Source organism: Carnobacterium alterfunditum DSM 5972, from assembly GCF_000744115.1.
In the GTDB taxonomy this organism is placed as follows: Bacteria; Bacillota; Bacilli; order Lactobacillales; family Carnobacteriaceae; genus Carnobacterium_B; species Carnobacterium_B alterfunditum.
The window spans coordinates 1-24,896 of sequence record NZ_JQLG01000005.1 but is presented as its reverse complement, the minus strand read 5'-3'; the positions used below and the strand labels follow the sequence as shown (position 1 = coordinate 24,896).

Sequence of the window (24,896 nt, the reverse complement as noted above, 5' to 3'; positions counted from 1 at the left end):
GACTAAATCCGTTCATATTGCTTCCCTGTTTGAGTATAAGCGGCTATTTCGGTCGGATAGACCTTATTTTTAGCTTTCGTCAGTTCAACCAAGTGGTGTTTTTTTGAAATGTCGTTATTGATTTCATGCATTTCATAGATATCCGGAGGATTAATGGCCATTTTAGCGCCTGTTTCACTGTTCACTGCATTAAGCACAAAATGATTGTGCGGATGGTCGGTATCGGTATGAGTCGCCATGTAAATTTCATGGTCTGGATACATCTTGCTTAATTCGGACATGAATTCTTGCCCTAGCTGATGGGCTTTTACAGGTGTTAACTGATCGGTCTGCGTCAAAAGACTGGACCAAGTGATAGCCTTGACGCCCTTTTGTCTTGCCCAGTTAATTCTCGCGTTTGGCGCATTTGTTCTCGCGCTGCTTGATAATCCAGCGGAGTGAGGTGAGCACTGGTTAACTGGACGTCAATCTTTCCTTGTCTTGCAATGTAGTTGACGGTCGCTGAACCATTTTTAGTGGCACTGGCTATCTTGATAATTGCTCCCAAAGGCCACTTCACTCCTTCCTGAATACCGGCTAATGCTGTTCCATCGCTTTTAGTTCAGTTGGTTCATAAATGGTTTTGTTGGTGTTGATCCATTTAACTAACTGATTCAAATTGGAATTGTAATACCGCAGCTGCCGAGCAATTTCTTTCGCTCCTTCAATCTCGACTTTCGGATTCCGCAATCGAGTCCCTTGTGCCTTGCTTTTAACAAAATTGGGCACGCTCATCCCTTGTTGCTCCGCTAGGTAGCTGAGCTTCTCATATTCGGTTTCGTTCACGCGAAATTTCACTTGACGTTCTTCACGTCGGTTCTCTTTTTTTTGTTCGCTCACGGATGTAGTCTCTCCTCTCTAAACAGCTCCCTATTCGGTCTCTGTTCCTCGCTGCATGACTAACGGGATCTTAGGTCTAAAACGCTCCTTATTCAGTCGCCTTTCAGACCTAAGATCCCGTGCGTTTTTTCTCCACTTATTTCCAACGCTCCCTATTCGGTCTCCTTGTCAAAACGTTTCAAAAAAAGCAGTTATTCTTTAGTTATTCTACTCCTTAATTCGGTCGTAAAACAACTAAAGAATAACTGCAAGAACAACAGGCTACGTATTTGGTACCCAAATACTCCCTGTTAGGTGGACGCGCTGCTCCCCCTAAGACCCCCAAAGGAGTCCGCCGTTATCTGTCTGTTCGACAGGTAACAATGCGGATTTTTTCGTCCGATTCGCTGTTCGCAAACGGACAAAAAAAGAGCTAAAGTTTTTCAACTTTTGCTCCTCAATAAATCTGACCGTTTCGGCCAGATCTCCCCTCCAAAAATCCTATGCGAACAAACCATTTTTCGCATAGGATTTTGGAGGGATAAGTGTCTTTTTGCTCATTAGAAAATGATCAGAAAGATACAAAATCTTTAATTGAACGTACCGATTTCCTGTTCGGAAACGTCCTTTAGGATCTTATTTTCTACTGACCAGAAAATAGAAAACTCTTGATTTTTGATAGCGTATATACTATCATGGACATATGAAGAATAAACCGATATTTGAGTATATTAAACGGCCAGATGGCACAAGTGAGTTTGAAGATTTTTTAGATTCTTTACCTGAAAAGACGCTGTAAAATTGTTAGCAGTGATTGAGAAAACGGAAAAATATGGCCTACCAGTAGCCTCAAGAAATCAGTGGGTTAAAAAATTAGAAACGAATCTGTATGAACTTCGTTCAAAAGTGAGTTCGAATATCCAACGGGTCTTTTATTTTCACGTCGTTGATAACCGATATGTTATTACGCATGGCTTTACGAAAAAAACCGATAAAACACCCGAAAATGAGAAAAAACGTGCACGAGAGATTCGAAAAAAAATTATGGAGGAATTGCCTGATGGAAACAACTAAAGTAAGTAGCTATATTTCTCGTCGACGTGCAAAAGATAAGAGTTTTGACGAAGCCTTTGTGGCTGAAAGTGAACGTTTAGAAGTTGCGGTTGCTTTAAGAACGTTGAGAGAAACCGAAGGATTGACTCAAAGACAATTGGCCGAAAAAGTTGAAAAACCCCAGTCTACAATTGCACGTATTGAAAATGGAAATATGAATGTAACGTTTAAGACGATGAATGATATTGCTAAAGCCTTTGATAAAGTCATTGAAGTTAAATTTGTGTAGTCAATAGAAAAACCCGTCAGTACTCTTTATTAGGAGGGAACTGACGGGTTTTTCTATTGGTAGCTGTTAATGTAAAGTGAATACATGAAATTGCTTAAAGTCATGTATATAAAACTTTAGTAGATCAAGGGTATATATACATGATTTTAAGTTAGGAAACCTGAATATTTTCAATCGATACTTATAATAGACAGCGAAAAATCAATCAGATCAATACCTGATAAGTGTCAATTTTAGGTAGGTCCTAAATAGATAGCCATTCATTAGTCTTATTTTTTTATATTATTTAATCTTTATTTTTGATAACTTTTGTTAGTTCAATGATCTCTTTTTCCAAATTATTAATCTTTTTTTCTATTTTAGACACATCGTATCTTACGACTGATAATGCACCTATATAGATGGCTACAGCTGGCAAAAATATTAAAAAAAAGTTACTTGTTTCTTCCAAATGGACACCTTCTAACTTTTCAATCTAAATGTTCAACTCTCTAGTAAGGACGAGATGAGTAAAAGTGCCAAGTTCTAGCTTTTACAAATCCCGTGTAATTATTGTAATTATAATAATTATCACGTTCTTTTACATAAGTATAATTAGTTGTAGAATGAGACTGCCAATACTTAATATAGAGTGTTTTGTACGCATAAGTACCTATAGATCCTGCTATACCTGATATTCCACTTACTACACCCAATACGGGATGTTTTACTTTGAAAGCAAGTGCTGTGCCTGCAGAACCCAATACTCCTAATATTTCAAATAAAAGTTTATTTGTCTTTTTGAAAGGGCCATATTCTTTACCAAATTTTGTTGCGGCGAAAAGACTCACCGTTTCTTTACCTTGTGGAACTATTATTTCAGTATCCCCTATTATCTCTTCAGTTTGTAAATCTATTAAATTGGGAAGTGCTTCAGGTTCATCTTCATATTCTGTGATTAATAAGGGAAGAACTTCCCCATTTTCTGCAGTCATATTTAGATTTTCTCCTTCAGCAACAACAGTATATTCTTTATCCTGAATAATTCATACTTTTTCTGAAATGCTCTGGAAAAACTGTTCTAACGCTAGTTTGAGTTAATTTTATCAGCACCCTTTGGGTGTGCAAAAAGAACCCCAATCTGCTATGGTTAAAGCGACTAAACATAACCAAAGAAAGGGGTTCTCTCTATGGAAACTTTACATGAAAATCGTTTACTTTTCAATTCAAACATTACGGTATCTCACTGTGGGGGTAATTTATCTTCAGATTCCGGATTGATATTAGTTAAGGAATTCATGCACACCATTAATTTCTCTAACATTTTGAAACAAACCCTCACTATTAACGATGATCGACTTTACTATAACCATGCTAATCATTCAATTATTGAACAAATCCTTTTTCAATTGATTGCTGGATATCAAACGGATTCTTCGGCTGACGTTTTATCAAAAGATCCCATTTTCCAGAGTCTATTAGCTAAAGAGCAACTCGCTTCACAACCGTCTATTTCTCGTTTATGGGATCGGTTAAGTCAAGAAAACATTTCCCAATTACAAGAAGTCAATCAAATCCTGATTGATAAAGTACGTACTGCTCGTAATACAACTGAAATGATTTTTGATCTAGACTCAACACATTCGGATACCTTTGGCAATCAGGAGAAGTCGAATTATAATGCCCATTACCAAACGAATGGCTATCATCCACTTGTTGCCTTTGAAGGTCTGACTGGCGACTTTTTGAAAGCAGAACTTCGTTCTGGTAATGTGTACACATCCAATGGTGTTGCAGATTTTGTCCGACCACTTTTTGACCATTACCAAGAAACCGTACCTGTAAGTTCTATTCTAGTGCGTGCAGATAGTGGTTTTGCAACTCCTGAATTATATGAACTGTGTGAAAAACGTCAAAATTTTTATATTGTTCGATTGAAATCGAATCGCAACTTAGGAAAAATCGCTGAGCAATTTGTATCTATAAATGACCAGCTGACCAGCAGGATTGGGATAAAAAAGAAGTTCACTACGCTTCTACACTCTATCAAGCGAAGAGCTGGACACATCCACGAAGAATTTGTATTAAATCTACGCGCGAAGCAACCGAATTGATTGCTCGACATGAATTTATCATAACCAATTTATCAGAGAACCTTTCTGCAGAAGCGGTCTTTCAAACCTATTCTAAAAGAGGCACCATGGAAAATTACATTAAAGAGGCCAAAAATGGATTTTATTTCGATAAAACCAACAGTCCTCGTTTTTTAGAAAATCATGCACGTATGATGGTGAGTGTACTAGCTTACAACATCGTCAATTTTATGCGTACTCTTTGTTTTACGAAAGAAACCAAAGGTTTTCAAGTTTCAACTATTCGTTTGCTCTTATTTAAAGTAGCGGGTAAACTTGTTCATTCTGGACGAAAAACCTTTTTAAAACTCAGTTCCTATCACGTTTACCATGAACTTTTCCATAAAATTTTGCGGAATATTCAGCATTTTAAATGGCAGTAACACTCACACCTAATGGAATAGTTTAAAAAAAAAGGCTAATTTCAAGGGGTTAGTATGCCTAAAAATCTTAATTTTCTGACAAAAAAATAAGTGACTTGGAAATTTGAAGTAAAATAAGTAAACCTAACAAACTAATGACCTGAAAGAAGTGAAAAATGCACCAATTATTATTTTTTTTAAAAGTATGAATCATTCAGGTTTATCATTAATTACTACGATTAATTCTCCGGTGCTCATGTTAGCCTCAAATAAACTATATGTATCAGAATCAACATTATAATTTACAATAGTTTGAGTTTCTTCATTACCTTCAGTATAGATAGTTTCTATATTTTCTTGAGTAGTATTTTCTAACAGTTTAAAATCATTAAATTCTTCTGGAAGATCTCCAGTATTTTCTGCACTAAAAGATCTAGCATGATCTGTTGTTCCTGGTTGATTTTTAATTAAATCTTTGTAAATAGTTAATGCCTCTTTATTCATAACTTTTGAACCTGAATCATATGTTTGTGTTAACTGAGGTTCGTGATTGTTTTCACTAGCGTAGACCATAACAGCTGGTTGAAGAATAGTTCCCCCTAAGGTTGATCCAATAAGCAAACTTAATACAATCTTTTTCAAATAAATTCCTCCCTTTTTGTTAAGATAACAAAAGATATCACAAAATGAAATCGTTAACAACAATTATATTTTTTAAAATAAAAAATATAATATAAACGTTTGATTAAGGTCTCTCTAACAATAATTCTGCTAGTAATTTTTCTATCAATACATGAAATTAGATAAAATGGTGTATCAAAAGAAGCTCTCTCAGCACTCCTTATTTGATTGCTGAGAGAGCTTCTTTTGATTTTAGAACGAAAAAAATTTCTCATATAATTTAATTTTTCACCAGTTCTTTAGTTATTTTGTCGATAAATGTGAGTTCTAAGTTTAAACCATTTGCAATTTTTGTAATGGTCTTTAGAGAAGGAGCATAAGAAAAGTTTTCTACACGAGCTATTTGAGCCTGAGAGACATGTACTTTTTCAGCTAATTCTTTTTGAGTTATATTCTTTTCTCTACGGAGACTAGCTAATAAAGCAGTCAACTCAATAAGATTTTTATCTTCTTGAGAGATGCTGCTAATGTCTTTCTTTACATCTGTCCATTTCATAATGATCATCCTTTCTTGCGTTCTAACCAATCGGCTAATTCACGTTTTGCTTGTTCAATTTCTCTTTTCGGTGTTTTTTGGGATTTTTTTCTAAACTGATGTAATAAAATTAATTGATTATCTTCTAAGGTTGCAAAAAACACGCGATTAGGAATTGGGCGTAATTCCCAAATTTTACCCTCAATCTGTTTAACAAGAGGCTCTCCTATAAAAGTTCCGTCATATTCCAGACGTTCCATTTGATAATAAAGCTTTTTTAAGGTGGATTTATTTTCTTTAGTCGGGTTACTATCCAGTTCTTTAATCCAATTAACTATTTGACTTTGGCCTTTCTTATCTTCATAGAACTCTATTTCATATTTTTTCATAGAAACTCCTATCACTCTCTGTATATCTCTATAATATATCATATTTGATATATTATCAAATATGATAATTGATTTTAAATACATGAAATTGCTTAAAATAGTGTATCGAGATCTTTAATAAATTAAGAAAAGGACTGTTGCATACCTGCACTATCTTGTTGCGCTTCTATTAAGACTAAATTTTAAGCAGTAAGTTATTCAATACATTAAATTATCTAGAATTTTATATTGGATATCAAAAAATATATTTAAGTAAAAATAAATCCTTTTTTTGGTAAATGTAAACCAATGGTTGCTAATTGTAAACGAATAGGTGCGGTACTTTTTAGGTTAAATTAGGGATAATAAGAGTACTAACTTAAGGAGGGAAGTATTAAAATTAGTCTTTTAAATATTATTTACTGGAGGAAGATAATGAAAAAAATCGCTATTTTTTTAGTTGCATTAGTTACAATGGTACTTATCCCACTACAAGCTTCAGCTACTGTTGAAACATCAGATACAATCACTAAAATTACTGAATTAACTGAAAAACTTGAACTTAAAAGAGAAAGAGATGGCTTTGTTAGTGAAGATGATGTAGATTTATTATTACTTTCTGAAGAATTAAGTAGATTAGAAGTAACTTCTAGTTCTTATGGAGATCCTGTGACTATACAAGATGATAGTATAGCTGAGAATACTATTGTGCCGTTTGGTTATGGTACTAAACATGATTTAGGAAAAGGATGGAAAGCTCGAGTAGATAAACCTAGTGCAGGTGATGCAAAGCCACATATTCATGTAGACAATGGTAAAGTAAATGGAGTAGAAAATGTAGATGGTACTAAATCTCATGGAAAAACGTTAGGCAGCTCTGGAGTACCTAAAGGTATTCAAAATAAAGCAAAGGGATTGGCAGACTATAAAAAAGCACAAAAAGATTTGACTAATATGAAAAAAGCAAAACAGCAAATGAAATCTAAAGGATTAAACTTGCGCAAAACGTCAGATATTATTATAGCAATTGGAATATTTGTAAGTGTAGTTGGTTTTCTGATATTTGCATCAGGTGCTGTAGCATCATGGGGAGCATTTTTATTATTAATTTAAAATAGGAGAGAATTTAATGAACTACTTTACAGAAGAAAAACATGATCTTGAAGGATATATGGATAATTTAAGGACTTTAAATAAAGTATTAGATATAGATACTCATAATTTTTTACTAAATACCTCTTTTCATGATAGTCGTATAAGCGAAATTACATTGGTAAATAATTATAATCCAGAAGTACCAGATGAGTCTCAAGAAAGCATAGTATCTATTTCATCTACAGCAAAGCATTGGGATAATAATATATATCAATTATTATGGACAGATGTGACGATACATTCTATTGATTTTGATATTTCAAGAAATAAATTATTTGAAAGTCAAAAAATTTTGTTTAACAGTGGTTTAGATGAGTGGTCACATGACGAACTAACATTGCTAGATAATGGTCGTTTAAGACACGAAATTTATTTATTCTCACAAACAACAATTATTATTGAGTGCGGGAATTTTTCTATCAAACGTATGGATGTATCTTAATTTTTATTTAGTAAATTAAGCAAAATTCAAGAAATATAGATTCATGTATGGAAATAACTTGTTTTAGTGTATCCAACACCATAAATGCATAAGTGATATTATGGTGTTGGATACACTAATTTAGATGAAAATATGTATCCAGAACCCTGTTATTTCAAGGTTCTTTTTTTATTAATCCATATAACATTTTTGTTATTGTGAACTTTTTTATGCGTATAATCACAAAACAATACTTATTCATTCTAAAATGTTGCACTCGTTAAAATAGATGGTATAATTTACTTAATGTAAAATATATATGTCATATCAGGAGGAATAATATGGCTAAGAATTTAAGATTAAAGGCAGCACGAGCAAAGAAAGATCTGTCTCAGCAGCAGTTGGCAGATGCTGTTAACGTTACTCGACAAACAATTAGCGCGATTGAAAGAGGAGATTACAATCCGACAATCAATTTATGTAGAGAAATCTGTAGAGAATTTGATCTAACATTAAATGATTTATTTTGGGAGGAATGAAAATGAAACAATACGATGAATACCAAAGGCTAATGAGATATAAATACGGTTATTACTCATTTATTTCTTTAATTGGCTTGATTACATTAAATTATTTTATTGGACTATTTTCTAATTTGCAATGGGGTGTAACCAAAGATCTAGAAATGTTGATTATAATGTATATAGTCATATTATTTTTCGTGAATATAAGTGTCTATCATAACGCTTACTTTCGTAAAAACGATAATAAAAAGGTTATCTCTTGGTTATTTTTAATTACGGGATTATTCGGCTTATATACGACTTATCAAACTTTTTTAATTATGCCTGAAGAAATAATTTTAGATGGAAAAATAGGTAGAGGAGCTATTCAATTATTTTCAGGCCTTCTGTTTCTGTCTATTCCTATTACTACCTTCATACGAAATAGAATGGATAAAAAAATAGAGAAAAAAGAACGTTAGTATATTCAGTGAAGGAGCAACTAATTATGAAAAAAATTAACGTCAAAAAAATTATTTTGTTAGTAGGACTTTATTTCACTGCTAGTTTATTAACTCAATATTTTATTAATGATTCTATGGAATTAACAGGTATTTTCATAGGAGCAATTGTATTTGCTGTATTTATTTTTGTAGCAGAACTCCTATCCAAAAAGGTATAAAAAATAGTAGTACTCAGCGTATCATTGTTACTGTTTTACATTAGATAAAAATGATACAGGAAATTACATAAAAACATGTACCGAAAACCTTGTTTACTCAGGGTTTTATTTTTATCTTTAATTAGCACACTTTACTCTCTAAAAGGCTAAAAACAGACGATCAATTCAATATTTTATTCATACACCATAACCCAATACTTTTCTTTCGGTTTACCTTCTTCGATAACTTTTTTCCAACCATTATTTTCATAGAATTCCATATCCTTTTGATTTTTAGACACACACTTTAATTCTATTGGTTTGTCCATTTTTTTTATAGAAGCATTAACCAACTGACTACCAATTCCTTTACCTGAAAAATCAGGATGAACAAATAAGTTATGTATGAAATTGTCTGGTAAATTCAAGGAAGAAAAACCAAGAATTTTACCATCTTCTTCTGCTAGAATTATAAACTCTCCTACAGTATGCCTATCAAAATCTTCTAAATTCATTTCTTCTCTGTCTGCCCAATGAAAACTTTTACGTCTTGATTCTAAGTATAGACTTCTTAAAGCAGGGTAGTCTAATTCACTTGCTATTCTAATATCCATATTTCACTCTCCCGTTCTTTTATAATGATACATGAAATTAGATAAAAACGGGTATCCGGAATCCTATTCCAATAAGGTTCTTTTTTTACATCACCCTCCAACACACGATTATGTGGTATAATAAACAAAATCATGTATCATTTTTGTGAGAGGAGAGGGCTTTTAAATGAGTTACAACGTCCAACCATTACGCACGCAACAAGAAATAAACGACTTTTTATTCTGTTTGAGACGCAATAAAAATGCGGATCGGGATGTTTTTCTGTTTTTGATCGGCATTAACAGCGGGTTACGCATGTCAGATATCATTAAATTAAAGAAACAAGACCTGATTTCTTCCAAAAATCCTCGCATTGTAGAGAAAAAAACAGGAAAAACGCGTATTTTGTATTTGAGTAGTCTGCAGGACTTGATCCAAGACTATACAAAAGATCTAGAACCAGAGGATTATTTGTTTCCTAGCACCAAAGGTGGTCATGTGGAAGTGAATACGGTCTACCAGATGTTTCAAAAGGTCGCTCATCTATTAGGAAGAGACGATATTGGGACGCACACGCTGCGCAAGACATTCGGCTACCACTATTACAAGAAAACAAAGGACGTGGCCACTCTGATGGAAATATTCGGTCATAGCAGCGAAAAAATAACGAAGCGCTATATCGGAATCAATGAAGATGAAATTAGTGAAACGTTATTGAATTTCAGATTAGGTTTTTAACTTTGTAATATAAAAAATTCATAAAATAAAAAAGTTTCTAGACTGTTACTCTAGAAACTTTTTTTTATTTCTTACAATTTTTCTTAGTTAAAGAAAAATTAGGTTGTGTCTTAAAACTATTTGGTTAAGAGAAAAATAGCTGCTATATATACAAAGGCTAAGTAGGACGTTGCGAGTTTATCATAACGTGTCGCGATATGACGGAAATGCTTTAACTTATTAAAGAAACACTCCACCAAATGACGTTCTTTATATAGCCACCAATCAACAGTCCAAGGTTCTTTTGTATTTTTCTTTGGTGGAATGGTATAAGTCGCATCGTGATTCGTCACATAAGTCCGAATGTCTAAAGAACCGTATGCACGATCGCCAATAACATTACTGCCTTGTATTTCAACGTGTTGAAGAACTTCAATAGCGAGAACACTATCATGGAGATTTCCACCTGATAGCTGAAAATATAATGGATTTCCTAATCCGTCTACGATGACATGTATTTTTGTTGTGTGCCCACCACTGCTTTTACCGATATGTTGCGAGATGACAGAATTTAGCCCCCTTTTTTTGCACCGGCACTCTGCTGATGCGCCGTTACAACGGTTGAATCGATACTCAAGTTTTCGTAATCTGCTTCATAATTCAACGTAATAAAAAGGGATTCAAGTAAACCAGTATCACGCCATAAACAAAAGCGGCTATAGACCGTTTTCCATGATCCGTAACGTTCTTTTGGCAGATCTCGCCAAGCAGCACCGCTTCTAGCAATCCATAAAACAGCATTGAACATTATACGATTGCTTTTAGGTGGTCTACCTGTGTGATATTTGGGAAACAGATTTTTGATTTGATTCCACTGCACATCAGTCAGCTCATAACGTTCAATACTCATCATGATCACTCCTGTTTTCTTTTATTATACCGAAAATCAGGATGGCAGTCAGTTTTCAGACACGCCCTATACAAATGATAAATTAAAAATAGGTATCTTATCTAATTTATATCCTAATAGTTTTACATTTTCCGCTAAGTTCGGATCAGTTATAACATGTATATCTTCATGTATTACAGAGAAGAATATGCAATTCCTGTTTTTTAGAAAAAAAACATCTATATCATTTTCTTGTTCTTCACTAATTAATGAATTTGAGTTCTTGAGTACATTATAACTAAATTTATTGTAGTTATATATGTCTGCCTTAGCTTTTATTTTTTTTCTAGGAAGTTTAGTTCCTGGCCATTTTGTAAGCCACTTTGTTTCAATTTTGAATTCATTAAGCTTATTTTTGATTTTCATTATAGCATTATTTTCCGTAGGATATTCTACTATAACCATTTCTTGAGAAAAATCTTTTAAACATTCTATTATCTTTAAATAATCTTTTTCATTTAGAGTATCTACTATTCTGTAAAACAAGTTATATTTCCTCCATATTCACAAATTAAACTTAATAGATAAAATATTTCAACCAAATATTTTTTTGAATAATGATTGCTTTTTTTCTATTTTTTTAGGTTCATTAGGAGACATTTTAGATTCTTCTGAAATAGCTGGAGCATTTTCACTATTGTTCTCAATTAAAGAACTAATAAGGGACTCCAAACGATCTATTTGATCGTCTTTTTTTTGTAATGCTTCTTGGTAATTTTCAAAATATTTGTTCTGTTGAGCTACAAACGAATGTAGCGCTTCAAGATATTTATCTTTTTCTTCGTTTACAGCTATAGCGTTATGCATGTCTGAGTTATAGCTTAATCCTATAACTTCATTAATAGCAGCTTCTAGAGTATGTCCCGGTTTGTTTTTAAGCTCAATTACGCGATGCAGCATAGCTATATCTTCTTTTGTATAAATTCTATTATTTGAATCATCTCTAGTAAAATAAAATTCTGTTACGGCTTTTTCATCTAACATTGACGCATACTTTCTAAGCGTAGAAGGTTGAATCTTTAACGTTTCACAAACTAACTTTGTAGATATGTATTCAGTTGCTTGTATCTCTTTCATAGCTTTCCTCCTGAGAGTGTTGACATATCAATACTCTATAATAAAAAAAGTAGATATACAATAGCTCTGAAATTATTTAACTGTCTAACCAGTTATGCATTGGAACCTGAATTTTTCCAGATACCTCTTTTCTGATTTTCTTAGTAATTCTAAATTCTACTCTTACAACTTTTCTTCCGTTTTTTCCAAGTAACATTTCTATATGCAGATCAGTTTTAGAATTTACTTCTTCAATAGCTTTTTTTAAGTATCGTCCATTGAATGTTCCCCAGGATAAATCTTTATGTCCAAAATATTCTTGAATTTCTTCAACAGTTCCACCAATAACTCCATGATGTAATCCTGATTTTGCCAGCTGATAAAGTAACAAAGAATATTTGGATTTCAAACTTATTATTGTCCTTAAATAATAAGAAGTATAATTACCTTTTTCTGCTAATTGAAGAAGATAAGGAGCTAATTTAGAATGTAATTTTAGTATTGCTTTTCCGTTATATTTTAAAGAAACTTCGTCAATCCATCTTGCTATTTCAATTCCAGAACTATCTTCAGATTCTATCCAAAATCCTTTATTAGAAAGATTAAGAAGCGCATCTTTTGTTTGCTTAATGTTTCTTCCACCCGTTCCAAAACCTAACACTAAATTTATTTCAGATATAGAAGTATCAACTTGTAGAATCTCTTTGTCATCTGGTTTAATCTTACTAATAAGCCAGTCAATTAATTTTAATTCTTTTTCTGAAAGATCAATCTTTGCTTTTTGAACCAACATGTTATCTTTTGCCACAGTATATTCTTTATTTAACTCTATAACGCCTTCAGACATGTTTTGAACATCAGAAGTGACTTTAATTGTGTTATCCATATAGTTCTCCTTTATGGTTCAAATTAGCATTTATGTTAATTTTAGCATACTTACTAATAAAAACGAAATTTTTGTTTTTATTAGTAAGATACAGGGTACAAATTAGTAAGATACAGGGTACAAATTAGTAAGATACAGGGTACAAATTAGTAAGATACAGGGTACAAATTAGTAAACAAGTACTCTGAATCCATTGATATGAGTGGATTTTAGAGCCTCCTAAGTACTTAAAGTATTAAAGAATTAATAAATAAATATAAAATAAACGCATATAGATAATTTATTTTTATAATCTTTAAAAAAAAAAAAGGTCAAAACCATCCGCAGCGTTCTATGTCTCGACTAACTCTCGACGGTTCGAACCGTTGCATTCGTTAATCTTCAAAAAAACAGCTCTCTTAAACGTTTGACTGGTAATCAATGTAAATAGACCATTTACCTCAAGAAATAGTATTTAATCGCCTCAAAACGACTCGTATAGTCCTCTCGAGCGATATCATCTGATAATTGATCGCTGAGTTGTTGATTTTCGGCAAACCATTCTTTCGTAACGATGGTCGAAACCTTATTTTCTATGACAACAACCCCTAATTCACTATCCGCTACATCTAAAGCCGCTTCTAGTTGGTCTTTAATTTGATCATCTTTTTCTTCAGTCGCTACTTTTTCCGCTTCAATCGCTAGTTTATGATCCTTTATGGCTTGTTGTTCCGCAGAAATGTCCGCAATTTTCGATCCAAACGGTATTTTTGATTGGGTTGAATACCCTAATAAAAGCAACACACTGAAACAAACGACTAAAGAAACAAGAGCTACTAGACTAACACGCTTTAAATGGCCTGATTTCCGCCATTGGCGAAACTTTACGTCCCAAACTAGATAAGAACACACCAAAACCACCAAAACGCTTAAAACAGGCAAAATACGCCACATGAGTTTCGCAAAAAATAATCCCATCGCCTACATCCCCATAAAGAACGAAAACATCCCGTAAATAGCTAGAAGGGTAACGGCCCCAATGCCTAAAATACTGATGCGTTCGATCCAATCGGTCCGACGTTCTTTTTTAGCCTGATGATCCGCTTGCTGCAAGACCGCATCCAATTTTTCTTGGTAGTCGTCTAAATGCTGATGAACAATCTTATCGAGTTTTTGTTCCATCTTTTCAGGCGAATAGTCTTTTAAATCAATGGCTGTTTGTTGTTTCCATTGCTCATTTTCCGTCAGTAAATCTTGAAATTGCTCCACTCTTTTTTGTTCTTGGCTTCGATGATAAGCGAGTTGCTGCTTACCGTTCTTGTCCGATGTCTCGATTGACGTCTGAAGATTTTTGAGGTGGCTGATGAGCAGACTCATTTGTTCTGCGCTCTGTTCGTACTTCGTCCGCAACTTCCCGTACGCTAGCAGTAAGTCCTCGTAATCTTTCGGCGTTGCTGCGCTCAAGTTGTTCTCTGTCTGCTTGTTGTTTGTCTCGTTTTCGTTGGTTTTCCATGATGGCATGGGTAATCGGCTCCTTTTTAAAGTCTTCGCCTAATCTTGAGGCGGTAAACGTCCATTTTTTTCCTTCTGAATCGTGAGTCACGTACTTTTGTCGGATGGTTTGACCTCTTTTTCCAATCTCAGACGTTAGTTCCACATCTGAAGCAGACAGTGCTTGTTTAAATTCCGGATAGGAATGGGCTTGATCTCTCGCATGATAAATTTTTTCTTTGACTAAATCTCGTTCATATTGCTTCCCTGTTTGAGTATAAGTGGCTATTTCGGTCGGATAGACCTTATTTTTAGCTTTCGTCAGTTCAACCAAGTGATGTTTTTTTGAAATGTCATTATTAATTTCATGCATTTCATAAATATCAGGAGGGTTAATGGCCATTTTAGCGCCTGTTTCACTATTCACCGCATTAAGCACAAAATGATTGTGCGGATGGTCGGTATCGGTATGAGTCGCCATGTAAATTTCATGGTCTGGATACATCTTGCTTAATTCAGACATGAATTCTTGCCCTAACTGATGGGCTTTTACAGGTGTTAACTGATCGGTTGCGTCAAAAGACTGGACCAAGTGATAGCCTTGACGCCCGTTTGTCTTGCCCATTAAGTCTCTTGTTTGGCGCATTTGTTCCCGCGCTGCTTGATAATCCAGCGGAGTGAGGTGAGCACTGGTTAGCTGAACGTCAATCTTTCCTTGTCTGGCAATGTAGTTGACGGTCGCTGAACCATTCTTAGTGGCACTGGCTATCTTGATAATTGCTCCCAAAGGCCTTTCACTCCTTCCTGAATACCGGATAGCTGCTGTTCCATCCCTTTTAGTTCGTCGGGTTCATAAATTGTTTTGTTGGTGTTGATCCATTTGACTAACTGATTCAAATTGGAATTGTAATACCGCAGCTGCCGAGCAATTTCTTTCGCTCCTTCGATCTCGACTTTCGGGTTCCGTAATCGAGTCCCTTGTGCCTTGCTTTTAACAAAGTTGGGCACGCTCATGCCTTGTTGCTCCGCTAGGTAGCTGAGCTTCTCATATTCGGCTTCGTTCACGCGAAATTTCACTTGACGTTCTTCACGTCGGTTCTCTTTTTTTTGTTCGCTCACGGATGTAGTCTCTCCTCTCTAAACAGCTCCCTATTCGGTCTCTGTTCCTCGCTACAGGACTAACTGGATCTTAGGTCTAAAACGCTCCTTATTTAGTCGCCTTTCAGACCTAAGATCCAGTGCTTTTTTTCTCCACTTATTTGCCAACGCTCCCTAGTCGGTCTCCTTGTCAAAACGTTTCAAAAAAAGGTGTTATTGTGTTTCTTATGTTACTCCCTATTCGGTCATAAAACAAGAAACACAATAACACCAAATACAACAGGCTACGTATTTGGTACCCAAATACTCCCTGTTAGGTGGACGCACTGCTCCCCCTAAGACCCCCAAAGGAATCCGCCGTTAGCTGTCTGTTCGACAGGTAACGGTGCGGATTTTTTCGTCCGATTCGCTGTTCGCAAACGGACAAAAAAAGAGCCTCGTTTTTCAACGTTGCTCCTCAATAAATCTGACCGTTTTCGGCCAGATTCCTCCTCCAAAAATCCTATGCGAACCAACCATTTTTCGCATGGAATTTTGGAGGAATAAGTGTCTTTTTGCTCATTAGAAAATGATCAGAAAGATACCAAAATCTTTTAATTGAACCGTCCGATTTCCTGTTCGGAAACGTCCTTTAGGATCTTATTTTCTACTGACCAGAAAATAGAAAACTCTTGATTTTTGATAGCGTATATACTATCATGGACATATGAAGAATAAACCGATATTTGAGTATATTAAACGGCCAGATGGCACAAGTGAGTTTGAAGATTTTTTAGATTCTTTACCTGAAAAAGACGCTGTAAAATTGTTAGCAGTGATTGAGAAAACGGAAAAATATGGCCTACCAGTAGCCTCAAGAAATCAGTGGGTTAAAAAATTAGAAACGAATCTGTATGAACTTCGTTCAAAAGTGAGTTCGAATATCCAACGGGTCTTTTATTTTCACGTCGTTGATAACCGATATGTTATTACGCATGGCTTTACGAAAAAAACCGATAAAACACCCGAAAATGAGAAAAAACGTGCACGAGAGATTCGAAAAAAAATTATGGAGGAATTGCCTGATGGAAACAACTAAAGTAAGTAGCTATATTTCTCGTCGACGTGCAAAAGATAAGAGTTTTGACGAAGCCTTTGTGGCTGAAAGTGAACGTTTAGAAGTTGCGGTTGCTTTAAGAACGTTGAGAGAAACCGAAGGATTGACTCAAAGACAATTGGCCGAAAAAGTTGAAAAACCCCAGTCTACAATTGCACGTATTGAAAATGGAAATATGAATGTAACGTTTAAGACGATGAATGATATTGCTAAAGCCTTTGATAAAGTCATTGAAGTTAAATTTGTGTAGTCAATAGAAAAACCCGTCAGTACTCTTTATTAGGAGGGAACTGACGGGTTTTTCTATTGGTAGCTGTTAATGTAAAGTGAATACATGAAATTGCTTAAAGTCATGTATATAAAACTTTAGTAGATCAAGGGTATATATACATGATTTTAAGTTAGGAAACCTGAATATTTTCAATCGATACTTATAATAGACAGCGAAAAATCAATCAGATCAATACCTGATAAGTGTCAATTTTAGGTAGGTCCTAAATAGATAGCCATTCATTAGTCTTATTTTTTTATATTATTTAATCTTTATTTTTGATAACTTTTGTTAGTTCAATGATCTCTTTTTCCAAATTATTAATCTTTTTTTCTATTTTAGACACATCGTATCTTACGACTGATAATGCACCTATATAGATGGCTACAGCTGGCAAAAATATTAAAAAAAAGTTACTTGTTTCTTCCAAATGGACACCTTCTAACTTTTCAATCTAAATGTTCAACTCTCTAGTAAGGACGAGATGAGTAAAAGTGCCAAGTTCTAGCTTTTACAAATCCCGTGTAATTATTGTAATTATAATAATTATCACGTTCTTTTACATAAGTATAATTAGTTGTAGAATGAGACTGCCAATACTTAATATAGAGTGTTTTGTACGCATAAGTACCTATAGATCCTGCTATACCTGATATTCCACTTACTACACCCAATACGGGATGTTTTACTTTGAAAGCAAGTGCTGTGCCTGCAGAACCCAATACTCCTAATATTTCAAATAAAAGTTTATTTGTCTTTTTGAAAGGGCCATATTCTTTACCAAATTTTGTTGCGGCGAAAAGACTCACCGTTTCTTTACCTTGTGGAACTATTATTTCAGTATCCCCTATTATCTCTTCAGTTTGTAAATCTATTAAATTGGGAAGTGCTTCAGGTTCATCTTCATATTCTGTGATTAATAAGGGAAGAACTTCCCCATTTTCTGCAGTCATATTTAGATTTTCTCCTTCAGCAACAACAGTATATTCTTTATCCTGAATAATTCATACTTTTTCTGAAATGCTCTGGAAAAACTGTTCTAACGCTAGTTTGAGTTAATTTTATCAGCACCCTTTGGGTGTGCAAAAAGAACCCCAATCTGCTATGGTTAAAGCGACTAAACATAACCAAAGAAAGGGGTTCTCTCTATGGAAACTTTACATGAAAATCGTTTACTTTTCAATTCAAACATTACGGTATCTCACTGTGGGGGTAATTTATCTTCAGATTCCGGATTGATATTAGTTAAGGAATTCATGCACACCATTAATTTCTCTAACATTTTGAAACAAACCCTCACTATTAACGATGATCGACTTTACTATAACCATGCTAATCATTCAATTATTGAACAAATCCTTTTTCAATTGATTGCTGGATATCAAACGGATTCTTCGGCTGACGTTTTATCAAAAGATCCCATTTTCCAGAGTCTATTAGCTAAAGAGCAACTCGCTTCACAACCGTCTATTTCTCGTTTATGGGATCGGTTAAGTCAAGAAAACATTTCCCAATTACAAGAAGTCAATCAAATCCTGATTGATAAAGTACGTACTGCTCGTAATACAACTGAAATGATTTTTGATCTAGACTCAACACATTCGGATACCTTTGGCAATCAGGAGAAGTCGAATTATAATGCCCATTACCAAACGAATGGCTATCATCCACTTGTTGCCTTTGAAGGTCTGACTGGCGACTTTTTGAAAGCAGAACTTCGTTCTGGTAATGTGTACACATCCAATGGTGTTGCAGATTTTGTCCGACCACTTTTTGACCATTACCAAGAAACCGTACCTGTAAGTTCTATTCTAGTGCGTGCAGATAGTGGTTTTGCAACTCCTGAATTATATGAACTGTGTGAAAAACGTCAAAATTTTTATATTGTTCGATTGAAATCGAATCGCAACTTAGGAAAAATCGCTGAGCAATTTGTATCTATAAATGACCAGCTGACCAGCAGGATTGGGATAAAAAAGAAGTTCACTACGCTTCTACACTCTATCAAGCGAAGAGCTGGACACATCCACGAAGAATTTGTATTAAATCTACGCGCGAAGCAACCGAATTGATTGCTCGACATGAATTTATCATAACCAATTTATCAGAGAACCTTTCTGCAGAAGCGGTCTTTCAAACCTATTCTAAAAGAGGCACCATGGAAAATTACATTAAAGAGGCCAAAAATGGATTTTATTTCGATAAAACCAACAGTCCTCGTTTTTTAGAAAATCATGCACGTATGATGGTGAGTGTACTAGCTTACAACATCGTCAATTTTATGCGTACTCTTTGTTTTACGAAAGAAACCAAAGGTTTTCAAGTTTCAACTATTCGTTTGCTCTTATTTAAAGTAGCGGGTAAACTTGTTCATTCTGGACGAAAAACCTTTTTAAAACTCAGTTCCTATCACGTTTACCATGAACTTTTCCATAAAATTTTGCGGAATATTCAGCATTTTAAATGGCAGTAACACTCACACCTAATGGAATAGTTTAAAAAAAAAGGCTAATTTCAAGGGGTTAGTATGCCTAAAAATCTTAATTTTCTGACAAAAAAATAAGTGACTTGGAAATTTGAAGTAAAATAAGTAAACCTAACAAACTAATGACCTGAAAGAAGTGAAAAATGCACCAATTATTATTTTTTTTAAAAGTATGAATCATTCAGGTTTATCATTAATTACTACGATTAATTCTCCGGTGCTCATGTTAGCCTCAAATAAACTATATGTATCAGAATCAACATTATAATTTACAATAGTTTGAGTTTCTTCATTACCTTCAGTATAGATAGTTTCTATATTTTCTTGAGTAGTATTTTCTAACAGTTTAAAATCATTAAATTCTTCTGGAAGATCTCCAGTATTTTCTGCACTAAAAGATCTAGCATGATCTGTTGTTCCTGGTTGATTTTTAATTAAATCTTTGTAAATAGTTAATGCCTCTTTATTCATAACTTTTGAACCTGAATCATATGTTTGTGTTAACTGAGGTTCGTGATTGTTTTCACTAGCGTAGACCATAACAGCTGGTTGAAGAATAGTTCCCCCTAAGGTTGATCCAATAAGCAAACTTAATACAATCTTTTTCAAATAAATTCCTCCCTTTTTGTTAAGATAACAAAAGATATCACAAAATGAAATCGTTAACAACAATTATATTTTTTAAAATAAAAAATATAATATAAACGTTTGATTAAGGTCTCTCTAACAATAATTCTGCTAGTAATTTTTCTATCAATACATGAAATTAGATAAAATGGTGTATCAAAAGAAGCTCTCTCAGCACTCCTTATTTGATTGCTGAGAGAGCTTCTTTTGATTTTAGAACGAAAAAAATTTCTCATATAATTTAATTTTTCACCAGTTCTTTAGTTATTTTGTCGATAAATGTGAGTTCTAAGTTTAAACCATTTGCAATTTTTGTAATGGTCTTTAGAGAAGGAGCATAAGAAAAGTTTTCTACACGAGCTATTTGAGCCTGAGAGACATGTACTTTTTCAGCTAATTCTTTTTGAGTTATATTCTTTTCTCTACGGAGACTAGCTAATAAAGCAGTCAACTCAATAAGATTTTTATCTTCTTGAGAGATGCTGCTAATGTCTTTCTTTACATCTGTCCATTTCATAATGATCATCCTTTCTTGCGTTCTAACCAATCGGCTAATTCACGTTTTGCTTGTTCAATTTCTCTTTTCGGTGTTTTTTGGGATTTTTTTCTAAACTGATGTAATAAAATTAATTGATTATCTTCTAAGGTTGCAAAAAACACGCGATTAGGAATTGGGCGTAATTCCCAAATTTTACCCTCAATCTGTTTAACAAGAGGCTCTCCTATAAAAGTTCCGTCATATTCCAGACGTTCCATTTGATAATAAAGCTTTTTTAAGGTGGATTTATTTTCTTTAGTCGGGTTACTATCCAGTTCTTTAATCCAATTAACTATTTGACTTTGGCCTTTCTTATCTTCATAGAACTCTATTTCATATTTTTTCATAGAAACTCCTATCACTCTCTGTATATCTCTATAATATATCATATTTGATATATTATCAAATATGATAATTGATTTTAAATACATGAAATTGCTTAAAATAGTGTATCGAGATCTTTAATAAATTAAGAAAAGGACTGTTGCATACCTGCACTATCTTGTTGCGCTTCTATTAAGACTAAATTTTAAGCAGTAAGTTATTCAATACATTAAATTATCTAGAATTTTATATTGGATATCAAAAAATATATTTAAGTAAAAATAAATCCTTTTTTTGGTAAATGTAAACCAATGGTTGCTAATTGTAAACGAATAGGTGCGGTACTTTTTAGGTTAAATTAGGGATAATAAGAGTACTAACTTAAGGAGGGAAGTATTAAAATTAGTCTTTTAAATATTATTTACTGGAGGAAGATAATGAAAAAAATCGCTATTTTTTTAGTTGCATTAGTTACAATGGTACTTATCCCACTACAAGCTTCAGCTACTGTTGAAACATCAGATACAATCACTAAAATTACTGAATTAACTGAAAAACTTGAACTTAAAAGAGAAAGAGATGGCTTTGTTAGTGAAGATGATGTAGATTTATTATTACTTTCTGAAGAATTAAGTAGATTAGAAGTAACTTCTAGTTCTTATGGAGATCCTGTGACTATACAAGATGATAGTATAGCTGAGAATACTATTGTGCCGTTTGGTTATGGTACTAAACATGATTTAGGAAAAGGATGGAAAGCTCGAGTAGATAAACCTAGTGCAGGTGATGCAAAGCCACATATTCATGTAGACAATGGTAAAGTAAATGGAGTAGAAAATGTAGATGGTACTAAATCTCATGGAAAAACGTTAGGCAGCTCTGGAGTACCTAAAGGTATTCAAAATAAAGCAAAGGGATTGGCAGACTATAAAAAAGCACAAAAAGATTTGACTAATATGAAAAAAGCAAAACAGCAAATGAAATCTAAAGGATTAAACTTGCGCAAAACGTCAGATATTATTATAGCAATTGGAATATTTGTAAGTGTAGTTGGTTTTCTGATATTTGCATCAGGTGCTGTAGCATCATGGGGAGCATTTTTATTATTAATTTAAAATAGGAGAGAATTTAATGAACTACTTTACAGAAGAAAAACATGATCTTGAAGGATATATGGATAATTTAAGGACTTTAAATAAAGTATTAGATATAGATACTCATAATTTTTTACTAAATACCTCTTTTCATGATAGTCGTATAAGCGAAATTACATTGGTAAATAATTATAATCCAGAAGTACCAGATGAGTCTCAAGAAAGCATAGTATCTATTTCATCTACAGCAAAGCATTGGGATAATAATATATATCAATTATTATGGACAGATGTGACGATACATTCTATTGATTTTGATATTTCAAGAAATAAATTATTTGAAAGTCAAAAAATTTTGTTTAACAGTGGTTTAGATGAGTGGTCACATGACGAACTAACATTGCTAGATAATGGTCGTTTAAGACACGAAATTTATTTATTCTCACAAACAACAATTATTATTGAGTGCGGGAATTTTTCTATCAAACGTATGGATGTATCTTAATTTTTATTTAGTAAATTAAGCAAAATTCAAGAAATATAGATTCATGTATGGAAATAACTTGTTTTAGTGTATCCAACACCATAAATGCATAAGTGATATTATGGTGTTGGATACACTAATTTAGATGAAAATATGTATCCAGAACCCTGTTATTTCAAGGTTCTTTTTTTATTAATCCATATAACATTTTTGTTATTGTGAACTTTTTTATGCGTATAATCACAAAACAATACTTATTCATTCTAAAATGTTGCACTCGTTAAAATAGATGGTATAATTTACTTAATGTAAAATATATATGTCATATCAGGAGGAATAATATGGCTAAGAATTTAAGATTAAAGGCAGCACGAGCAAAGAAAGATCTGTCTCAGCAGCAGTTGGCAGATGCTGTTAACGTTACTCGACAAACAATTAGCGCGATTGAAAGAGGAGATTACAATCCGACAATCAATTTATGTAGAGAAATCTGTAGAGAATTTGATCTAACATTAAATGATTTATTTTGGGAGGAATGAAAATGAAACAATACGATGAATACCAAAGGCTAATGAGATATAAATACGGTTATTACTCATTTATTTCTTTAATTGGCTTGATTACATTAAATTATTTTATTGGACTATTTTCTAATTTGCAATGGGGTGTAACCAAAGATCTAGAAATGTTGATTATAATGTATATAGTCATATTATTTTTCGTGAATATAAGTGTCTATCATAACGCTTACTTTCGTAAAAACGATAATAAAAAGGTTATCTCTTGGTTATTTTTAATTACGGGATTATTCGGCTTATATACGACTTATCAAACTTTTTTAATTATGCCTGAAGAAATAATTTTAGATGGAAAAATAGGTAGAGGAGCTATTCAATTATTTTCAGGCCTTCTGTTTCTGTCTATTCCTATTACTACCTTCATACGAAATAGAATGGATAAAAAAATAGAGAAAAAGAACGTTAGTATATTCAGTGAAGGAGCAACTAATTATGAAAAAAATTAACGTCAAAAAAATTATTTTGTTAGTAGGACTTTATTTCACTGCTAGTTTATTAACTCAATATTTTATTAATGATTCTATGGAATTAACAGGTATTTTCATAGGAGCAATTGTATTTGCTGTATTTATTTTTGTAGCAGAACTCCTATCCAAAAAGGTATAAAAAATAGTAGTACTCAGCGTATCATTGTTACTGTTTTACATTAGATAAAAATGATACAGGAAATTACATAAAACATGTACCGAAAACCTTGTTTACTCAGGGTTTTATTTTTATCTTTAATTAGCACACTTTACTCTCTAAAAGGCTAAAAACAGACGATCAATTCAATATTTTATTCATACACCATAACCCAATACTTTTCTTTCGGTTTACCTTCTTCGATAACTTTTTTCCAACCATTATTTTCATAGAATTCCATATCCTTTTGATTTTTAGACACACACTTTAATTCTATTGGTTTGTCCATTTTTTTTATAGAAGCATTAACCAACTGACTACCAATTCCTTTACCTGAAAAATCAGGATGAACAAATAAGTTATGTATGAAATTGTCTGGTAAATTCAAGGAAGAAAAACCAAGAATTTTACCATCTTCTTCTGCTAGAATTATAAACTCTCCTACAGTATGCCTATCAAAATCTTCTAAATTCATTTCTTCTCTGTCTGCCCAATGAAAACTTTTACGTCTTGATTCTAAGTATAGACTTCTTAAAGCAGGGTAGTCTAATTCACTTGCTATTCTAATATCCATATTTCACTCTCCCGTTCTTTTATAATGATACATGAAATTAGATAAAAACGTGTATCCGGAATCCTATTCCAATAGGGTTCTTTTTTTAGTATCGACCTCCAATACACGATTATGTGGTATAATAAACAAAATCATGTATCATTTTGTGAGAGGAGAGGGCTTTTAAATGAGTTACAACGTCCAACCATTAAGAACGCAGCAAGAAATAAACGACTTTTTATTCTGTTTGAGGCGCAATAAAAACGCAGATCGGGATGTTTTTCTGTTTTTGATCGGCATTAATAGCGGTTTACGCATGTCAGATATCATTAAATTAAAGAAAAAAGACCTGATTTCCTCAAAAAATCCCCGCATTGTCGAAAAGAAAACAGGGAAAACGCGTATTTTGTATTTGAGTAGTCTTGCAGGACTTGATCCAAGACGTATACAAAAGACTCTAGAACCAGAGATTATTTGTTTCCAAGTACCAAAGGTGGTCATTTGGAAGTCAATAC

37 protein-coding genes and 4 pseudogenes are annotated in these 24,896 nt (G+C 33.4%); 18 read left to right on the top strand and 23 right to left on the bottom strand.

Annotated features, from left to right (window positions below; translation table 11 throughout):
* Nucleotides 1–2: 2 nt before the first annotated feature.
* Genes BR50_RS12255 through BR50_RS12245 form a run of 3 tightly spaced genes read right to left on the bottom strand, consistent with a single transcriptional unit; the run spans nt 3 to nt 879 of the window.
* Nucleotides 3–338 (bottom strand): relaxase/mobilization nuclease domain-containing protein, encoded by a 336-nt coding sequence (locus BR50_RS12255; protein ID WP_034549272.1) that lies wholly within the window; start codon nt 336–338, stop codon nt 3–5.
* A complete protein-coding gene (locus tag BR50_RS12250) occupies nt 335–547 on the bottom strand; it encodes a hypothetical protein (protein ID WP_034549270.1) in 213 nt (70 codons plus the stop codon). The genes BR50_RS12255 and BR50_RS12250 overlap by 4 nt, the downstream gene beginning before the upstream one ends.
* Before the next feature lie 29 nt (nt 548–576).
* On the bottom strand, nt 577–879 hold the full coding sequence (locus BR50_RS12245; RefSeq protein ID WP_051905855.1) for a plasmid mobilization protein: 303 nt from the start codon (nt 877–879) through the stop codon (nt 577–579).
* 682 nt (nt 880–1,561) lie between these two features.
* Here BR50_RS12245 and BR50_RS12240 point away from each other — a divergent pair.
* Together BR50_RS12240 and BR50_RS12235 are read left to right on the top strand one after the other, a co-directional pair.
* Nucleotides 1,562–1,932, top strand: a pseudogene (locus tag BR50_RS12240) (type II toxin-antitoxin system RelE/ParE family toxin).
* Entirely contained in the window at nt 1,919–2,200 is a 282-nt protein-coding gene (locus BR50_RS12235) for a helix-turn-helix transcriptional regulator (RefSeq protein ID WP_034549245.1), read from the top strand. Before BR50_RS12240 ends, BR50_RS12235 begins: the two are co-directional and overlap by 14 nt.
* 286 nt (nt 2,201–2,486) lie before the next feature.
* On the opposite strand, the gene BR50_RS12815 is transcribed toward BR50_RS12235, so the two are convergent.
* Together BR50_RS12815 and BR50_RS12230 are read right to left on the bottom strand one after the other, a co-directional pair.
* Nucleotides 2,487–2,651: a hypothetical protein gene (locus tag BR50_RS12815; protein ID WP_156097512.1), complete on the bottom strand. Its 165-nt coding sequence runs from the start codon at nt 2,649–2,651 to the stop codon at nt 2,487–2,489.
* 40 nt (nt 2,652–2,691) lie between these two features.
* Nucleotides 2,692–3,174 carry a hypothetical protein gene (locus BR50_RS12230; protein ID WP_034549243.1) on the bottom strand — a complete coding sequence of 161 codons (483 nt, stop codon included), beginning with the start codon at nt 3,172–3,174 and terminating at the stop codon, nt 2,692–2,694.
* 195 nt (nt 3,175–3,369) lie between these two features.
* On the opposite strand from BR50_RS12230, the pseudogene BR50_RS12225 reads away from it, so the two are divergent.
* Nucleotides 3,370–4,694, top strand: a pseudogene (locus BR50_RS12225) (IS1380 family transposase).
* A gap of 189 nt (nt 4,695–4,883) precedes the next feature.
* Here BR50_RS12225 and BR50_RS12220 read toward each other — a convergent pair.
* From BR50_RS12220 to BR50_RS12210, 3 genes are all read right to left on the bottom strand, one after another.
* Nucleotides 4,884–5,315: a hypothetical protein gene (locus BR50_RS12220; protein ID WP_034549241.1), complete on the bottom strand. Its 432-nt coding sequence runs from the start codon at nt 5,313–5,315 to the stop codon at nt 4,884–4,886.
* A 259-nt stretch (nt 5,316–5,574) separates the two neighbouring features.
* Complete coding sequence (locus tag BR50_RS12215; RefSeq protein ID WP_051905851.1) at nt 5,575–5,850, bottom strand: helix-turn-helix transcriptional regulator; 276 nt, start codon at nt 5,848–5,850, stop codon at nt 5,575–5,577.
* A 5-nt stretch (nt 5,851–5,855) separates the two neighbouring features.
* Nucleotides 5,856–6,218, bottom strand: coding sequence for a type II toxin-antitoxin system RelE/ParE family toxin (locus BR50_RS12210; RefSeq protein ID WP_034549239.1), 363 nt, complete (start codon nt 6,216–6,218; stop codon nt 5,856–5,858).
* 414 nt (nt 6,219–6,632) lie between these two features.
* Here BR50_RS12210 and BR50_RS12205 point away from each other — a divergent pair, with 414 nt between their 5' ends.
* The 5 genes from BR50_RS12205 to BR50_RS12810 all read left to right on the top strand — a co-directional run bounded on the left by BR50_RS12205 (nt 6,633) and on the right by BR50_RS12810 (nt 8,958).
* Complete coding sequence (locus BR50_RS12205) at nt 6,633–7,310, top strand: hypothetical protein (RefSeq protein WP_051905849.1); 678 nt, start codon at nt 6,633–6,635, stop codon at nt 7,308–7,310.
* 16 nt (nt 7,311–7,326) lie between these two features.
* Nucleotides 7,327–7,794, top strand: coding sequence for a hypothetical protein (locus BR50_RS12200; RefSeq protein ID WP_034549238.1), 468 nt, complete (start codon nt 7,327–7,329; stop codon nt 7,792–7,794).
* A 320-nt stretch (nt 7,795–8,114) separates the two neighbouring features.
* A complete protein-coding gene (locus BR50_RS12195) occupies nt 8,115–8,312 on the top strand; it encodes a helix-turn-helix transcriptional regulator (protein WP_034549236.1) in 198 nt (65 codons plus the stop codon).
* 2 nt (nt 8,313–8,314) lie between these two features.
* On the top strand, nt 8,315–8,758 hold the full coding sequence (locus BR50_RS12190) for a hypothetical protein (protein ID WP_034549268.1): 444 nt from the start codon (nt 8,315–8,317) through the stop codon (nt 8,756–8,758).
* Nucleotides 8,759–8,784: 26 nt separating this feature from the next.
* A complete protein-coding gene (locus BR50_RS12810; RefSeq protein WP_156097511.1) occupies nt 8,785–8,958 on the top strand; it encodes a hypothetical protein in 174 nt (57 codons plus the stop codon).
* Between the two features lie 173 nt (nt 8,959–9,131).
* Here BR50_RS12810 and BR50_RS12185 read toward each other — a convergent pair whose 3' ends face one another.
* The gene (locus BR50_RS12185; RefSeq protein WP_034549233.1) at nt 9,132–9,551 is read right to left on the bottom strand and encodes a GNAT family N-acetyltransferase; all 420 of its coding nucleotides are present in this window, start codon (nt 9,549–9,551) and stop codon (nt 9,132–9,134) included.
* A 166-nt stretch (nt 9,552–9,717) separates the two neighbouring features.
* On the opposite strand from BR50_RS12185, the gene BR50_RS12180 reads away from it, so the two are divergent.
* Nucleotides 9,718–10,269 (top strand): tyrosine-type recombinase/integrase, encoded by a 552-nt coding sequence (locus BR50_RS12180; protein ID WP_034549266.1) that lies wholly within the window; start codon nt 9,718–9,720, stop codon nt 10,267–10,269.
* 116 nt (nt 10,270–10,385) lie between these two features.
* On the opposite strand, the gene BR50_RS12675 is transcribed toward BR50_RS12180, so the two are convergent.
* From BR50_RS12675 to BR50_RS12140, 8 genes are all read right to left on the bottom strand, one after another.
* Nucleotides 10,386–11,161 (bottom strand): IS5 family transposase gene (locus tag BR50_RS12675; RefSeq protein WP_143298399.1). Its coding sequence is split into 2 segments (ribosomal slippage): nt 10,386–10,822 and nt 10,822–11,161, totalling 777 coding nucleotides; the frame shifts between segments, so codons are not numbered across the junction.
* A 63-nt stretch (nt 11,162–11,224) separates the two neighbouring features.
* The gene (locus tag BR50_RS12170; protein WP_034549263.1) at nt 11,225–11,683 is read right to left on the bottom strand and encodes a hypothetical protein; all 459 of its coding nucleotides are present in this window, start codon (nt 11,681–11,683) and stop codon (nt 11,225–11,227) included.
* Between the two features lie 48 nt (nt 11,684–11,731).
* Nucleotides 11,732–12,274, bottom strand: a complete 543-nt coding sequence (locus BR50_RS12165; RefSeq protein ID WP_034549259.1) for a MerR family transcriptional regulator — start codon at nt 12,272–12,274, stop codon at nt 11,732–11,734.
* Between the two features lie 76 nt (nt 12,275–12,350).
* Nucleotides 12,351–13,139, bottom strand: a complete 789-nt coding sequence (locus tag BR50_RS12160; protein WP_051905853.1) for a replication initiation protein — start codon at nt 13,137–13,139, stop codon at nt 12,351–12,353.
* 435 nt (nt 13,140–13,574) lie between these two features.
* Nucleotides 13,575–14,096, bottom strand: a complete 522-nt coding sequence (locus BR50_RS12155; protein WP_034549256.1) for a hypothetical protein — start codon at nt 14,094–14,096, stop codon at nt 13,575–13,577.
* Between the two features lie 3 nt (nt 14,097–14,099).
* Nucleotides 14,100–14,387: a hypothetical protein gene (locus BR50_RS12150; RefSeq protein WP_034549254.1), complete on the bottom strand. Its 288-nt coding sequence runs from the start codon at nt 14,385–14,387 to the stop codon at nt 14,100–14,102.
* A 40-nt stretch (nt 14,388–14,427) separates the two neighbouring features.
* Entirely contained in the window at nt 14,428–15,396 is a 969-nt protein-coding gene (locus tag BR50_RS12145; protein ID WP_034549252.1) for a relaxase/mobilization nuclease domain-containing protein, read from the bottom strand.
* The gene (locus tag BR50_RS12140) at nt 15,375–15,728 is read right to left on the bottom strand and encodes a plasmid mobilization protein (RefSeq protein WP_034549250.1); all 354 of its coding nucleotides are present in this window, start codon (nt 15,726–15,728) and stop codon (nt 15,375–15,377) included. The genes BR50_RS12145 and BR50_RS12140 overlap by 22 nt, the downstream gene beginning before the upstream one ends.
* Before the next feature lie 685 nt (nt 15,729–16,413).
* Here BR50_RS12140 and BR50_RS12135 point away from each other — a divergent pair.
* Both BR50_RS12135 and BR50_RS12130 read left to right on the top strand, forming a co-directional pair.
* Nucleotides 16,414–16,785: a type II toxin-antitoxin system RelE/ParE family toxin gene (locus BR50_RS12135; protein ID WP_034549247.1), complete on the top strand. Its 372-nt coding sequence runs from the start codon at nt 16,414–16,416 to the stop codon at nt 16,783–16,785.
* Complete coding sequence (locus tag BR50_RS12130) at nt 16,772–17,053, top strand: helix-turn-helix transcriptional regulator (RefSeq protein WP_034549245.1); 282 nt, start codon at nt 16,772–16,774, stop codon at nt 17,051–17,053. The genes BR50_RS12135 and BR50_RS12130 overlap by 14 nt, the downstream gene beginning before the upstream one ends.
* Nucleotides 17,054–17,339: 286 nt before the next feature.
* On the opposite strand, the gene BR50_RS12805 is transcribed toward BR50_RS12130, so the two are convergent.
* Together BR50_RS12805 and BR50_RS12125 are read right to left on the bottom strand one after the other, a co-directional pair.
* Nucleotides 17,340–17,504: a hypothetical protein gene (locus tag BR50_RS12805; protein WP_156097512.1), complete on the bottom strand. Its 165-nt coding sequence runs from the start codon at nt 17,502–17,504 to the stop codon at nt 17,340–17,342.
* A 40-nt stretch (nt 17,505–17,544) separates the two neighbouring features.
* Nucleotides 17,545–18,027, bottom strand: coding sequence for a hypothetical protein (locus tag BR50_RS12125; protein WP_034549243.1), 483 nt, complete (start codon nt 18,025–18,027; stop codon nt 17,545–17,547).
* 195 nt (nt 18,028–18,222) lie between these two features.
* Between BR50_RS12125 and BR50_RS12120 the strand changes: the two are divergent.
* A pseudogene (locus BR50_RS12120) lies at nt 18,223–19,547 on the top strand (IS1380 family transposase).
* A gap of 189 nt (nt 19,548–19,736) precedes the next feature.
* On the opposite strand, the gene BR50_RS12115 reads toward BR50_RS12120, so the two are convergent.
* The 3 genes from BR50_RS12115 to BR50_RS12105 all read right to left on the bottom strand — a co-directional run bounded on the left by BR50_RS12115 (nt 19,737) and on the right by BR50_RS12105 (nt 21,071).
* Entirely contained in the window at nt 19,737–20,168 is a 432-nt protein-coding gene (locus tag BR50_RS12115; protein WP_034549241.1) for a hypothetical protein, read from the bottom strand.
* Nucleotides 20,169–20,427: 259 nt separating this feature from the next.
* Nucleotides 20,428–20,703, bottom strand: coding sequence for a helix-turn-helix transcriptional regulator (locus BR50_RS12110; RefSeq protein WP_051905851.1), 276 nt, complete (start codon nt 20,701–20,703; stop codon nt 20,428–20,430).
* 5 nt (nt 20,704–20,708) lie between these two features.
* Nucleotides 20,709–21,071: a type II toxin-antitoxin system RelE/ParE family toxin gene (locus BR50_RS12105; RefSeq protein ID WP_034549239.1), complete on the bottom strand. Its 363-nt coding sequence runs from the start codon at nt 21,069–21,071 to the stop codon at nt 20,709–20,711.
* A gap of 414 nt (nt 21,072–21,485) precedes the next feature.
* On the opposite strand from BR50_RS12105, the gene BR50_RS12100 reads away from it, so the two are divergent.
* The 5 genes from BR50_RS12100 to BR50_RS12800 all read left to right on the top strand — a co-directional run bounded on the left by BR50_RS12100 (nt 21,486) and on the right by BR50_RS12800 (nt 23,810).
* Entirely contained in the window at nt 21,486–22,163 is a 678-nt protein-coding gene (locus BR50_RS12100) for a hypothetical protein (protein ID WP_051905849.1), read from the top strand.
* 16 nt (nt 22,164–22,179) lie between these two features.
* Entirely contained in the window at nt 22,180–22,647 is a 468-nt protein-coding gene (locus tag BR50_RS12095; protein WP_034549238.1) for a hypothetical protein, read from the top strand.
* A gap of 320 nt (nt 22,648–22,967) precedes the next feature.
* The gene (locus tag BR50_RS12090) at nt 22,968–23,165 is read left to right on the top strand and encodes a helix-turn-helix transcriptional regulator (RefSeq protein ID WP_034549236.1); all 198 of its coding nucleotides are present in this window, start codon (nt 22,968–22,970) and stop codon (nt 23,163–23,165) included.
* A gap of 2 nt (nt 23,166–23,167) precedes the next feature.
* Nucleotides 23,168–23,650 (top strand): hypothetical protein, encoded by a 483-nt coding sequence (locus tag BR50_RS12085; protein ID WP_051905847.1) that lies wholly within the window; start codon nt 23,168–23,170, stop codon nt 23,648–23,650.
* Complete coding sequence (locus tag BR50_RS12800; RefSeq protein WP_156097511.1) at nt 23,637–23,810, top strand: hypothetical protein; 174 nt, start codon at nt 23,637–23,639, stop codon at nt 23,808–23,810. Before BR50_RS12085 ends, BR50_RS12800 begins: the two co-directional genes overlap by 14 nt.
* Before the next feature lie 172 nt (nt 23,811–23,982).
* On the opposite strand, the gene BR50_RS12080 is transcribed toward BR50_RS12800, so the two are convergent.
* Nucleotides 23,983–24,402: a GNAT family N-acetyltransferase gene (locus BR50_RS12080; protein WP_034549233.1), complete on the bottom strand. Its 420-nt coding sequence runs from the start codon at nt 24,400–24,402 to the stop codon at nt 23,983–23,985.
* Between the two features lie 166 nt (nt 24,403–24,568).
* Here BR50_RS12080 and BR50_RS12075 point away from each other — a divergent pair.
* Nucleotides 24,569–24,896 (top strand): annotated as a pseudogene (locus BR50_RS12075) (tyrosine-type recombinase/integrase); the annotation flags it as partial.